Raw genomic sequence first — 13,151 nt, forward strand, 5'->3', positions numbered from 1 at the left:
ATCATCCTCATCCTGAACTAGCTTATGCTTCCCACTGCAGAATGGGTACTTATCACTTAACCCACACATGCATATGGCCACGGTTTCCCCACTGGGGAGCGTGTATACGTATGGTTTCTTAGCCGTATGTAATAACCAACCTAGCCATGATATGCTCAATTTACGGCACTTAAAAACTTTACATCCCTGCAAATTTAATACATTTGAGTGGGGTTAGATGCGAAGTTTAATTGTATTAGTTTAAGATATTTCACAATTTATGTTTACATCAATTCAAGTAGTTATGAGGATAATACTTATAAGGAATTTAGTAGAGAAACTCCTCTATGTCTAGTAATACTAGCTTAGGTAGAAAGGTTACTGCGGCGGTATTATTCATAGTGCCGTGGATCTTTTACCTAATACTACCGGCGTACAATAGGGTTAACCCTGAGGTTGATGGTGTACCATTCTTTTACTGGTTTCAGACCCTTTGGTTGATTGTTGCAGCCGTCTTAAGCCTAATGGGAGTTCTCTTGATTTATGGTGGTGAGTCATGATTGGGTTTACTGGTTGGGCATCATTCCTAGTACTCTTCGTGATTTTCGTGCTACTGGGCTTTTATGGGGCAAGGTGGCGTAGAGGTGATTTAAGTAGGCTTGATGAGTGGGCCTTAGCCGGCAGGAGGTTGGGTACATTCCTAGTATGGTTCCTAGTGGGTGCAGACTTATACACAGCATACACCTTTGTTGCTGTTCCTGCCGGCGTGTTCGCAAAGGGTGCATTATACTTCTTCGCAGTGCCTTATGTAGCCACAGTATTCGCATTAGCCACAGTGGTCATGCCTCCCCTCTGGGAGTGGTCTAGGAGGAGGGGCTACATTACGGCTGCTGACTTCGTTGAGGATAGGTTCAACAGTAAGTTATTAGCCGCATTAATTGCCTTAACCGGCATTGTGGCTGAGTTACCTTACATTGCACTTCAAATAGTGGGTATGAGTGCTGTATTAGCCGTTATGCTACTTAACGTTGTCCCTGGAGCCAGCCTAGAATTCGTAAGTGACTTGGCCTTAACTATAGCCTTCATAATATTGGCTGCCTTCACTTATACGAGTGGCTTAAGGGGAGCCACCTTAACTGCAGTGTTTAAGGATGCCTTAATTTTCCTAAGCATAATAGCCATATTAATTGCCGCACCCATAGCTATACCAGGCGCATTCCACACAGCCTTCAAGGCGGCTACAAGCCTAAACAGCGGTAAGGGCCTACTCACAGGCGTCAGTAGCCTTAACCCAGCCTTCACCTCGGCCTACCTATCACTTTGGGTTGGTAGCTCACTGGCGCTTTACCTATACCCACATTCAGTTAATGGAGCTCTCAGCGCCGAGGATAAGCGTAAACTAGCATTAAGCACAGCCCTACTGCCAATATACGGCATTGGGCTTGCATTACTGGCTCTTTACGGAATACTGGTTTACGCTGATTCAAAGGCGCTTAACATTATAAGGAGCTTCCCATCAACAGGCTACGCAGCCGTGATTAAGGGTAACTTACCAATACCGGCATTGGCAGCCACAATACTGCCCGGTTGGTTAGCTGGAGTGGCGTTGCTGGGTATTTTCATTGGAGGCATGGTGCCGGCTGCAATCATGGCCATGGCTCAGGCTAATTTACTGACTAGGAATGTGGCTAGGTACGTGGTTAAGTTAACACCTCAGGGTGAGGCTAGGTTGGCTAAGTGGGCTTCAGTATTCTTTAAGTTCCTGGCCCTTGTTTTTGCCTTAATACCGGCATTGGCCTCAGTTTCAATAAACCTACAGTTACTTGGTGGAATAATAATAACGCAAACATTACCCCCAATATTCCTCGGCCTAGTAACTAATAGGTTCAATAAGTATGCGCTCATGGCCGGTTGGGCTTCAGGAATATTAACGGGAGTATACATGTTCATTACTAGGTATATTGCAACAAGGGGTGCCTCACCAACACTATACCCGATTGCAGGCCACCTATACTACATTGCTGTACTAGCATTGGCGGTAAACATACTAGTTACCCTAGTGGGCACTGCAATAGCTGAGTTAACTAAGAGGAGTGCGGTTAGTAAGGTTAAGGCATAATGCGATTCCACTTAATTTTTATTACTCTTAAAATCAATATAACTACCCCTCCGTGTTAAGTTCATGGGCATAATTTATAAGGATGTTTAATTTAGGGAATTTAGTGATGAGGATTATTAAGTTGTGACCAGTGATCGGGAACCCACGTACTGATTTCACTCGCCTTCATTAGCGTAATTTATACTTAAGTAAGGTTTATAATCTAATTAAAGTTAATGAAATATGTGATGGGGGTGAGTGACGTTAAACTGGATTTCATTAAGACTGAGGATGTTTCAAATATGCTTGGTTCAGCTAAACCGATTAAATGGGATGTGGTAATAACAGGTAGGATAAGTAGGGATGCTGTTGAGGAGTTGAGTAGGATTAGGGGTGAGCCTGATTGGATGAGGAGGCTTAGGTTAAGGGCCCTTGAAATGTTTGAGAAGCAGCCTTGGCCAAATTGGCTCCCCCTTGAGGGCAATATTAATCTTGAATCCCTAGTTCTATACGCTAAGCCAAGTGTTGAGAGGGCTAGATCATGGGATGAGTTACCGAGGGAGTTAAGGGAGTATTATGAGGCCCTTCAAATACCTGAAGTTGAATCCAGGCTATTAGCTGGGGTAATTAGCCAGGTTGACTCTGGAGTTGTTTACGAGAATGTGAGGAAGAGCCTTGAGGAGGCGGGGGTAGTGGCTATGAGTATGGATGAAGCGGTTAAGAAATACCCTGACCTAGTGGCCAAGTACTTCGGTAAGGTTTTCCCACCTGAGTATAAGTTTGCGTCACTTAACATTGCATTATGGAGTGGTGGAATCTTCGTCTATGTACCGCCTAACACCCATGTTAAAATGCCCATAGAGCTTGTTATACTCATTAGCAGCGCTAACGTTGGCCAATTCGAGCATTCATTAATTGTAGTTGGTGAGAATTCCCAAGTTGAGTTAATAGTGGCCTGTGCAGCCCCAGTCTTCAGTGGCCTTAGCCTACATGATGGTGTAACTGAGGTTTACGTGCATAAGGGGGCTAGGGTTAAGCTTATTGATATGAAGAATTGGAGCAAGGGGGTCGTATACTTCGGCAACAATAGGGCGATAGCCGAGTCCAATACTAATGTTGAGTGGCTTAGTGGTTCACTGGGTGGTAAGGTAACCATGGTTTACCCAATGACAGTCCTCAAGGGTGAGTACGCTAAAACAACAGTCACATCAGTGGCCTTAGCCAATGGGTTAACCTGGAAGGAGGAGGGTGCTAAGGTCTTCCATGACGCGCCCCACACGTCAAGTAAGGTAATCAGTAAGGGGGTTAGCATAAATGGTGGCACCACTGTGTATAGGGGCCTTGTCTACGTTAGGAAGGGCGCCAGGTTCGCTAAGTCATCAGTATCATGTGATTCACTGGTACTTGATGATAAGTCTAAGGCTTACACTATCCCTCATGAGCAGGTGTTTGAGGATACGGCCGTAGTAACCCATGAAGCCTACACAGGTAGGATAAGTGAGGATAAGTTATTCTACCTAAGGAGCCGCGGACTAAGCGAAGAGGAGGCCAGGAGCCTAATAGTGCTTGGCTACTTCCATGACGTAATGGTTAACTTACCTGTGGAATACATGTCAATATTCAATAAGGCCATTGAATTAGAGTTAAGTAGAATGCGTAAGATTGGGTAATTTACTTGTTCTAATCTCTGTGATGGAGCGAAGGGTTTATTAAATGCATTAGTGTTTAACAATATTGGTGGGTATGATTGGTAGTGTTTGGGATTGGGTCATTGTGATTGCGGTTATTTTAATATTGTTTGGCGGCTATAATAAGGTTCCTGAGTTATTTAGAGCCTTAGGTAGGGCTGTGGGTGAGTTTAGGAAGGGGCAGGTGGAGGTTGAGAGGGAGCTTAGGCAATTAACCAATGAACCCCAGTCAAACCAAGCCAATGCTAATAAGCAGGATAATACAGGGAAGGCTAAGGATGAGGAGAATGAGGAATTAAGGAGGCAAATAGAGGAGTTAAGAAGGAAGATTGAGGAATTAGAGAAGCAGAGGGGAAAGGAGCCGCAGTAACCATCCACCTTGACTAGGCTTAAATTAGTTACTCACTTATGCTTAAGGGTTAAGGTAATTGGGTCTTCTTAAGGATCACTTAACCTTAGAGTTGCTGAAAAGTATTAATTAATGCACTAGCTTTTTAACCTAAACATAGGTTCAGTATTGTGCTCATTGCTCACATATCTGATGTACACTTAGGTAGGAGGCAGTATGGGCTTGAGGCCAGGGCTAGGGATTATGAGTTAGCATTCCTTAATGCAGTTAATGAGATCATTAAACTACGCGAGGAGAGGGGGGTTGATGTTGTTCTTGTTACTGGTGACCTCTTCGATAACCCAAGGCCATCCCCATCAACCTACTTAACCGCAATTAAGGGCTTCAGTAGGCTTAGGGATTCAGGCCTTGAAGTTATTGTTACCAGGGGTAATCATGATGCCTCCGTTATTAATCCTGTGGATAATCCAATAAGTGTACTATCATCCTCAGGCCTAGTTAAGTACCTTGACTTGGATTACGTTGACTACGGTAAGTTAAGGGTAATTGGCTTAGGCTGCGTGCCCAGCAGTGATCATGGTAAGCTCACCAGGGGTTTAAGGGAATTAATGGGGAGTGGCTTAAACATAATTATGATGCATCAGTACATTGAAGGTACACCGTATAGGTACCCTATGCCTAACATAGACTACTACACCATACCCGCCAGTGAACTTCCAGTGGACGCCTACTACGCGGTTGGCCATATTCATGAACATGCTTTGAGGCATCCATCATTAAATGCGGTTTACCCTGGTTCCCTTGAGATTTGGGATTCCCAGGAGTTTGAAACATATATGCTTAATGATGGTAAATTAAGTAAGGTTAAGGAACAAGACCCCAAGGGTTTCCTACTTCTGAATGTTGATGAAGGTGGCGGTAGGGTTAAGGTTGAGCCTATTAAGCTTCGTGGGGGGCGTAGGATGATTAAGATTCTAGTTAACGTTAATGGTGAATCACCGTCAGTTTTCAGGGAGCATTTAAGTGGGTTAAGTAGCCTTAATTATAGGGATGCCTACGTTGAGGTTAATGTAACCGGTGTGTTGGGTGATGGTTTCAGTATTAGGGATTATGGATTTAATACTATTAAGGGTTTAATAAGGGATGCGCTTAAGGTTAACGTTAAGTTAACAGTTACGAGGCGTAGTAGTGTTAAGGGGCAGGTTGTGTATGGCTTAATGGAGCTGATTCAATCAGTACTAGGTAAGAACCTTGGTAATGGAAGCATTGTTAATGCGGTCCTTAGGGCCCTTGACATGGTGAGTGATGGTAAGGTTAATGAAGCTAGGGTTACCTTAGAGAAGGCCCTTGAGATAGGGGATGATGTTGAATGGCTTCAGTGGAGTTGATTGAGATTGAGAACATTAGGTCAATAAGAAAGGCCACGGTGAGGTTAAGTAACGGTGTTAATTTCATATATGGCTTAAACGGTGCAGGTAAGACAACTATACTGGATTCAATAGCCTTAGCGCTCTATGGGACTGATTGGCTTAAGAGAAGGAGGATTAGGTTATCGGAGTTAGTAACCATAGGCGCCTCCACGGGTGCGGTTAGGCTTGTGGTGAATATTGAGGGGCATCGGTACATTATTCAACGTGCCTTCACTAGGGAGAAGGTTATTGAATCCCAGACATACGTCATGAGTGAGAATAATAGTAGGGTTGCCGGTAGGGATAAGGAGGTGACTAGGTGGGTTACTGAGAATCTAGGTATTGATGTTGAGCTCTTCAGCCTACTTTACGTTAGGCAGGGTGAATTGAGGGATATACTTGAGGTTAATAGGAGGGAGGAGTTTAAGTTCGATAAGTTACTTAAAATAGACTCAATGGATAAGCTTCAAACGGACGTATTAAGGGGTATTGAGAAGAGGCTTGAGGGTGAGGAGAAGGCTCTTGAGGCGGCCATTAGGGAGAATAATGATGAGAAGGATAGGGTTGAGGGGAGGTTAAGTGAGGCTAGGGTTAAGGTTAAGGAAATTGAAAGTGAAATCAATAAGCTTGAAGTAGAGTTAAGCGTTAAGGAGGATGAACTAAGTAAGCTTAAGGAGGAGGAGAGGAGGTTAATTGGAATTAGGGAAAGGTTCAATGCACTTAATGATGAGTTAATGAGGCTTAAGGGTGAGTTAGGTAGGATTAATGAAAGCATTAAGGGTGTTGAAGATAAGATTAAAGAAAGGGATAGTATTAGGGCTAGGATTAAGGAGATTGAGGAGGCGCTTAAAGGGGTGAAGGAGTTAAGGGATGAGGTTAATAAACTTGAGGAGGAGGAAAGAGATTTACGGGATAAGGTAATAACCCTTGAATCCAAGGAATCGGCAATAAAGGGACTTGAAAGGCAGCGGGCAGAGTTAAGTAACCAGTTGAGGGAGATTGAGGCTGAGTTAGAGGAGTTAAGGGGGAAGGCGGCTGAAAGGAGTGAGTTAGAGGAGAGGCTTAAGGAAATCTTAACTAGGCTTAATGAGCTTGATGAGTTGAAGTCAAGGAAACTATCACTTAAGAGTGAGATAAGCCACATTGAGGAGGAGTTGAACGTATTGAAGTCATCCAAGGAACCAGTATGCCCAGTATGCAAGAGGCCGCTGGAGCCAGGGGATAGGGAAAGGTTGATTAGGGAGAATAATGAGAGATTAAGGTTAATTAGGGAGGAGATTAGGGAAATTGACTCAAGGCTAAGGGATTACAGTGACCTAAAGGATACTGAGGAGGAACTTAGGAATAGGCTTACCCAAGCCAAAATAGCTACGGAGAGGATTCCCACCCTTGAATCAAAGTTAAGGGAATTAAGAAGCAGGATTAGTGAACTTGATGAGGAATTAAAGGTTGCCAAGGAGGAGGTTAAGGAATTGGATGACGTGAGGATGAAGCATAAGGGCGTTAATGCAAGGCTTAGTGAATTAAGAAGGAAGCTAACTGAGGCTGAGAGGCTTCAGGAGGAGTACGTTAGGCTTAATGCTGAGTTAGCCAAGAGCCCTGAGGCTGATTTAAGGCATTTAATGGAGAATAAGGCTAATGTTGAGGCAAGGATCAGGGAGTTGGAGGGGGAGGTTGAGGCATTGGGGAAAGAGTTAGCTAGGCTTAATGAGATTGAGAATAAGGTTAAGGAGGTTGAGGAGGAGGTTAAGAGCCTGAGGACTAGACTTGATAAAAGCAACGGTATTTTGAGTCAATTAAAAGCCAGTATAAGTGAATTGGAGAGTGAGGCTAAGCGTTTAAGGGATTTAATTAATAAGAGGAGTGAAAGGCTTAGGTTCATTAGGAGTAAGATTCAGGAGGTTGTGGATTTAATTAACGCCATAGATAACGCTAAGCCAGCGTTAAGGAAGGCATTACTGAATGCTATAAATGATGAATTAAAGGACGCCTTCAAGATGCTTAGGCATAAGGAATCTTTAATTGACATTTACGTCACGGAGGATTATGAAGTCATGGTTAAGAGGAGTGATGGTAAGGAGCTACCGGTAAGCATGCTTTCAATGGGTGAAAGAAACCTAGTAGCCCTGGTACTTAGGTTCGCTTTATCTAAGGCCATACTGGGCGACATACCAATAATGCTACTGGATGAACCAACCGAACACTTGGATTCTGAGCATAGGAGGAGGGTTTCAAACTGGCTACGTGACTTATCTAACGTCGTAGATACACTAGTGGTTACGTCACATGTTGATGCATTCGAGAACACTGCTGATAATGTTATTAGGGTTGAGGTCATTAATCCAAGGGGTGAGTCAGTGGCGTATAATGCATGAGTAGCATATAGAATTCACTTAAGAAATGAATTTAGTAAACTTTAAGTTCATTACCTGATTTCATTAAGGGTAATGAATAATCATTCGCTTAAACGTAATGCCTAGTAAAGTGGGGTTTAGGCGCCTTATGAACTATACTTAATGTACTAAAATATAAACTATATTTATAGCAATAGTTTTAAAAACAGTAAATTACCTATGTAATGATGGTTAATTGCTCAGTGAGGCTCATGTTAGGTAATCATGCGGTTGCACATGCAGCATTAGAAGCGGGTTTAGCCGTTGCGGCAGGTTACCCCGGCACACCGAGTAGTGAAATAATTGAGTATATTATTGACCACTCCAGGGAGGTGGGGGTTTACGTTGAATGGTCAAGCAACGAGAAGGTAGCCTACGAGGTGGCTTACGGTGCAGCGTTAGCTGGTGCTAAGGCATTAGTTAGCATGAAGCATGTCGGCTTAAATGTAGCCATGGATCCACTCATGTCAAGTGCATACACTGGTGTTAGGAATAGCCTACTGGTTATTACTGCTGATGACCCTGGAATGTGGTCAAGCCAGAATGAGCAAGACAACAGGTGGGTTGGCTTACACGCCTATATTCCAGTAATCGAACCATATAGCCCACAGAATGCAGCTGACCTTGTTAAGTTATCAATGGTTATGAGCCAGCGCCTCAATCACCCAATATTAATGAGGCTCGTTACTAGGGTTTCCCACGTTAGGGAACCTGTTAAGGCCTGTGAATTCAGTAAACCTGATTATGCTCAGAATTATGTTAAGGACCCAATGCATCATGCTTTAGTGCCATCAAATGCCAGGCAACTTAAGGAGGAGTTGATTAAACGTTGGGAGAATATTCAGTATGCTGTTGAGGATTTGCCTCATGAGTATGTTAATGATGGTAGGGTATTAGTTATTACAAGTGGTGTAGCGTATAAGTATGTTAAGGAGGCTTTAAGGGATCTTGAAATACACGTTAGTACACTCAATGTAATCACCCCAGTACCCTTACCTAGGAAACTCATAGCCAATGCAGCGGCTAATTCTGATAAGGTAGTGGTTATTGAGGAGGGTGATCCGGTGGTTGAGCTTCAGGTTAAGGGGGTGCTTTATGATGAGGGTATTAGGGTTCCAGTTTATGGTAAGGCCGAAGGCCTCTTCACTAGGGTTGGTGAATTAACGCTACTGAATGTTGAGGAGGGTTTGGCTAAGGTACTTGGGGTTGAATTTAGGAGAATACAAAATAATACTCAACATGTTGATGCACCACCAAGGCCACCGGTCTTCTGCCCAGGTTGCCCTCATGCAGCATCATTCTACGAATTAAAGATAACCACAGCTAAGGCCAGGGTTAAGCCAATCTTCAGCGGCGATATAGGCTGCTACTCCCTCGGTATAAATCCACCCTTTAATGAGCAGGACGTATTAACGAACATGGGTAGTTCAATAGGCTTAGGCATGGGCATACTTAGAGGCACTGGTGGTAGGCAATTCATCATAGCCATCATAGGTGACTCCACATTCTTCCACGCCGGCTTACCAGCCTTAGTTGATGCAGTTTACAATAAGGCGCCAATGCTCATCATCGTTATGGATAATAGGTTCACAGCAATGACAGGCGGCCAGCCAAGCCCAGCACAGGCCATTGACATTGCTGCGGTTGCTAAGGCAATTGGAGTTAAATACGTGTACACCATTGACCCCTTCAATGTAAAGGAGGCTGAGGCTACATTGAGTGATGCATTGAGGAAGGTTAAGGATGGGGAATTAGCCCTAGTAGTTATGAAGAGGGCATGCGCCCTAGAGGCGTCAAGGGGGCGTGGTTCACTTATCGTTAAATACACTATTGATCCCAATGCTTGTAAAGCATGTGGAATATGCTATAACTTGATAACTTGCCCAGCAATAATTAGGCTTAATGATGGTAAGGCATCAATAGACCCAGCCTCATGCATGGGTTGTTCAGTTTGCGCCCAAGTTTGCCCATATGGTGCAATAAGGCCCCTTGGTAATGCTGAGGAGTGGTTAAGTAAGTGGGGTGAAGTTTAATGAAGCTCAACATATACTTAACAGGCGTAGGCGGCCAGGGCTTGATCACATTTGCCTCAGTACTTGGCCAGGCTGCAGTGGATTCTGGACTCAAGGTGCTGGTGGCTGAGACGCATGGCTTAAGTCAGAGGGGTGGGGCGGTTGATGTACACGTTAGGTTGGGGGATGTGGACTCACCACTAATACCTAAGGGTGGGGCTGACATTATTGTTGCATTTGAGCTAATTGAGGCGCTTAGGGCACTACCCTTCGCTAATAAGGCTACTTTACTAATCATCAATAGGAGGCTCATACCACCTCCAGGGCTTAAGGGTTCATTACCTAGGCCTGAATCAATAGAGGCTGAGGTTAAGGGGAATGCTGCTAAGGTATACTTGGTGGATGCTTATGATTATGCGGTTAAGATTGGGAATCCTGTGTTTGAAAACATGGTGATGTTAGGTGCATTGCATGCGTTAAGTAGGATTAATGAGGTGATTAGTGTTGAGGCTGTTGAGGAGGCGATAGTTAAGGTCATTGGTAAGGCTGTTTCAGAGAATATTAAAGCCTTTAGGCTTGGGCGTGCTGTAGTTTCCTCAAGCTAATAAGAGTTAATTTTAGTATTATTTTATTGAGTGAAAACAACACAAACCATTATAAATGGGTCAGCTTCTATACAATTATGGAGCCTGCGGGTAGTAAGGGCATTGAAGACATTAGGAACCTGTACCTTAAGCTTAACAGCATGTTTTACAAGTACAGTAATGAGGTTACCGGCATATTAATGTCAACGCTGGCTAGGGAGAATTACTTACTCATAGGTCCCCCTGGCACAGCTAAGACGACGCTGGTTTACGTATTATCTAAGCTACTTAACGCCAAGTGGTTTTACAGGCAGTTAACCAAGTTCACTGACCTTGAGGAAATACTCGGCCCCATTGATGTTGCTAAACTACTGGAGGGTAAAGTTGAGAGGATTTACGTTAATTCAATAGTTGAGAGCGACTTCGCCCTACTTGACGAAATATTTAACGCATCAAGTGCAATACTTAACACACTCCTCTCTCTCCTAAACGAGAGGGTGGTTTACGATGGTGATAAGGTTATTCCAGTTAAGACCTGGACCGTCTTCGGTAGTAGTAATAGGATTCCTGAGGAGGAGGAGCTTCAAGCACTCTATGATAGGTTCCCATTAAGGATATTCACTGAATATGCCGCACCTGAGGATACTGAGGCATTGCTCACTAAGGGCTGGTACTTACGTAGGGAGACTGAGAATTTAAGCCCTGTGGCAACCATGGAGTTGATCCGCGGCACTTATAATGAGTTAATTAGGCACCTCTACGTTAACATTAATGACGTGGCTAAGGTTACTTCACCAATAATAGCTGACTTCGTTGAGCACGTCCCCATAAGTAATAGGACTAGGATAAAGGTTCCATTATACGCGTTAGCCTACTTAATGATTCAAGGTTTCCCATTGAGTCAAGTTAATGCAACAGTGCTTAAGGTCGCGGTCATGAAGGTTTCCCGCTACTTGGTTCACGATAAGGAGCAGTTGAGTGAGTATGATGCATTCTTAACAGCACACCTACCTGATGAGTTACTTAAGGTCAGTGACCTGGTTAGTGAGGCTAAGGCATTATTAAACAATAATATGGTTAATGAGGCAGCCCAGAAGATTAAGGAGGCTGAGGAGGCTTTGAATAGGCTTAAAGCTAGGTGGGATAAATCCCTCCTAAGCCTATACATTAGTGAAATAGAGGAGGCGGAGTACCTAATCCAGAGGTTAAGGGGTGCTATATATGGGTCAGAGCAGTGAGGAGGATTATGGTATACTGCTTAATGTTGATTATAATGAGGAGTTAACGCGTTATAGGCTTAGGGAGGTTTACTTATTGGCTAAGCGCCACATGATACCGAACCTGGATAAGTTAAGGAACTATATACTTGCCGATTCATTCTACATACATTATAGGCAACCAATACTTAGGAGTGGTAGTGATAGTAATAATTATAGGGCATTATGGAGGATGATAGTTAGTAACTACATTAATAGTGAGCAGTATGCGGAGGTCTCTAGGTTAACTAAACTGAATGGTAGATTATCAAGGATAATGGCCGTTAAGTTACTTAGAATATACATTAACATGCTTAATAGGATTGAACGGAACGAGAGGCTTGCCAATGCATTGAAGGATGCGTCAAATAAGTCATCACAATCATCAAGGGAGAGTAGGAGTATGCTTGATAGGGAGATTAGGTCATTAATTTCATTCTACATGGGCAACATGAAGAAGGTTAATGATACGATCAATAAGGCTCGTTCAGTTCTAGGGCCAGCAATAGGGCATGAGGTTGCTGAATTAATACTGGACACTGACATAGACCCATATAGGGCTAGGTTAGTTAACATGCTTAACTCACTACTTAGGCTTGTAACGGAGTCAAGCCGCATGTATGATGAGGGTATACTTAATGAAATGCTTGATAAGGGAGTTATGACTGGTATTAAGAGGATGGATAAGGTTAATGAGGTTAAGGACCTAACCCCAACTAGTAGGGCATTGGCTAAGTTCGCTAAGCCAATATACGCCTACAAGTTAGCCACTGGGAGCTTAACGGTTAAGGAGAGGAAAATGATGAGGAAGCCTAAGATATACCTAGTCATAGATAAGAGCGGAAGCATGTTCTATACTGTTATGAACAACATATTCGAGTACAGTAGCGTGAGTAAAATAACCTGGGCAGCAGCATTAGCCATAGTAATGGTTATGAAGGGCCACGAGGTTGTGGCGAGATTCTTCGACCAGCAAATATACCAATTAATGACTAATAAGAAGGACATAATAAAGACCCTCCTATCCTTAGTACCATTAGGTGGAACAAACATAACCTCAGCCATTAGGGTAGCCTACGATGATGTCCGCAGGAACCCAGCCTTAAGAAATTATAAACTAGTGTTAATAACTGATGGTGAAGATGACGAACTTGACTTAGCGTTAATTAAACAGGGCCTATCAGGCTTCAGCGACTATAGGATAATACTCATAGGTAATGAGCACTCAGCCCTTGAAATGCTTGGGCCAAAAGTAACTAAGATACATAACCTTAATGCCAGATCATTAATAAGCGTGCTAAGGAAAATGTGAGCTACTCCCTCCTTGGGGAGGGGGCTTCCTGCTTCATTGCCCCACTCCNNGCTTTAGGATATTAATGGAGG

General features: G+C 43.5%; 10 protein-coding genes and 1 pseudogene. 10 read left to right on the plus strand and 1 reads right to left on the minus strand.

Annotated elements, in window-relative coordinates:
* Positions 1-69, minus strand: a pseudogene (locus BP896_RS09910) (hypothetical protein); the annotation flags it as partial.
* A gap of 257 nt (positions 70-326) precedes the next feature.
* On the opposite strand from BP896_RS09910, the gene BP896_RS04240 reads away from it, so the two are divergent.
* From BP896_RS04240 to BP896_RS04285, 10 genes are all read left to right on the plus strand, one after another.
* Positions 327-539, plus strand: coding sequence for a DUF3311 domain-containing protein (locus BP896_RS04240; protein WP_291766002.1), 213 nt, complete (start codon positions 327-329; stop codon positions 537-539).
* On the plus strand, positions 536-2,098 hold the full coding sequence (locus BP896_RS04245; protein WP_291766004.1) for a sodium:solute symporter family protein: 1,563 nt from the start codon (positions 536-538) through the stop codon (positions 2,096-2,098). The genes BP896_RS04240 and BP896_RS04245 overlap by 4 nt, the downstream gene beginning before the upstream one ends.
* Positions 2,099-2,325: 227 nt before the next feature.
* Positions 2,326-3,747 (plus strand): Fe-S cluster assembly protein SufB, encoded by a 1,422-nt coding sequence (sufB, locus tag BP896_RS04250; protein ID WP_291766155.1) that lies wholly within the window; start codon positions 2,326-2,328, stop codon positions 3,745-3,747.
* Between the two features lie 73 nt (positions 3,748-3,820).
* Positions 3,821-4,135, plus strand: coding sequence for a twin-arginine translocase TatA/TatE family subunit (gene tatA, locus BP896_RS04255; protein ID WP_291766157.1), 315 nt, complete (start codon positions 3,821-3,823; stop codon positions 4,133-4,135).
* Between the two features lie 149 nt (positions 4,136-4,284).
* Positions 4,285-5,502, plus strand: coding sequence for a metallophosphoesterase family protein (locus tag BP896_RS04260; protein ID WP_291766006.1), 1,218 nt, complete (start codon positions 4,285-4,287; stop codon positions 5,500-5,502).
* On the plus strand, positions 5,484-7,898 hold the full coding sequence (locus BP896_RS04265) for an AAA family ATPase (RefSeq protein ID WP_291766007.1): 2,415 nt from the start codon (positions 5,484-5,486) through the stop codon (positions 7,896-7,898). The genes BP896_RS04260 and BP896_RS04265 overlap by 19 nt, the downstream gene beginning before the upstream one ends.
* A 206-nt stretch (positions 7,899-8,104) precedes the next feature.
* A complete protein-coding gene (locus BP896_RS04270; protein WP_349681931.1) occupies positions 8,105-9,949 on the plus strand; it encodes an indolepyruvate ferredoxin oxidoreductase subunit alpha in 1,845 nt (614 codons plus the stop codon).
* On the plus strand, positions 9,949-10,533 hold the full coding sequence (locus BP896_RS04275; RefSeq protein WP_291766009.1) for an indolepyruvate oxidoreductase subunit beta: 585 nt from the start codon (positions 9,949-9,951) through the stop codon (positions 10,531-10,533). The genes BP896_RS04270 and BP896_RS04275 overlap by 1 nt, the downstream gene beginning before the upstream one ends.
* A 77-nt stretch (positions 10,534-10,610) precedes the next feature.
* Entirely contained in the window at positions 10,611-11,750 is a 1,140-nt protein-coding gene (locus tag BP896_RS04280) for an AAA family ATPase (protein ID WP_291766011.1), read from the plus strand.
* Complete coding sequence (locus BP896_RS04285; RefSeq protein ID WP_291766013.1) at positions 11,734-13,080, plus strand: vWA domain-containing protein; 1,347 nt, start codon at positions 11,734-11,736, stop codon at positions 13,078-13,080. Before BP896_RS04280 ends, BP896_RS04285 begins: the two co-directional genes overlap by 17 nt.
* The last annotated feature ends 71 nt before the right edge of the window (positions 13,081-13,151 follow it).

This window comes from Caldivirga sp. UBA161 (assembly GCF_002506515.1).
Classification (GTDB): Archaea; Thermoproteota; Thermoprotei; order Thermoproteales; family Thermocladiaceae; genus Caldivirga.

Coding starts and splice junctions, on each gene's coding strand:
- BP896_RS04240 (WP_291766002.1), top strand. CDS start 327: ATGTCTAGTAATACTAGCTTAGGTAGAAAGGTTACTGCGGCGGTATTA.
- BP896_RS04245 (WP_291766004.1), top strand. CDS start 536: ATGATTGGGTTTACTGGTTGGGCATCATTCCTAGTACTCTTCGTGATT.
- sufB (WP_291766155.1), top strand. CDS start 2,326: ATGGGGGTGAGTGACGTTAAACTGGATTTCATTAAGACTGAGGATGTT.
- tatA (WP_291766157.1), top strand. CDS start 3,821: ATGATTGGTAGTGTTTGGGATTGGGTCATTGTGATTGCGGTTATTTTA.
- BP896_RS04265 (WP_291766007.1), top strand. CDS start 5,484: ATGGCTTCAGTGGAGTTGATTGAGATTGAGAACATTAGGTCAATAAGA.
- BP896_RS04270 (WP_349681931.1), top strand. CDS start 8,105: ATGGTTAATTGCTCAGTGAGGCTCATGTTAGGTAATCATGCGGTTGCA.
- BP896_RS04275 (WP_291766009.1), top strand. CDS start 9,949: ATGAAGCTCAACATATACTTAACAGGCGTAGGCGGCCAGGGCTTGATC.
- BP896_RS04280 (WP_291766011.1), top strand. CDS start 10,611: ATGGAGCCTGCGGGTAGTAAGGGCATTGAAGACATTAGGAACCTGTAC.
- BP896_RS04285 (WP_291766013.1), top strand. CDS start 11,734: ATGGGTCAGAGCAGTGAGGAGGATTATGGTATACTGCTTAATGTTGAT.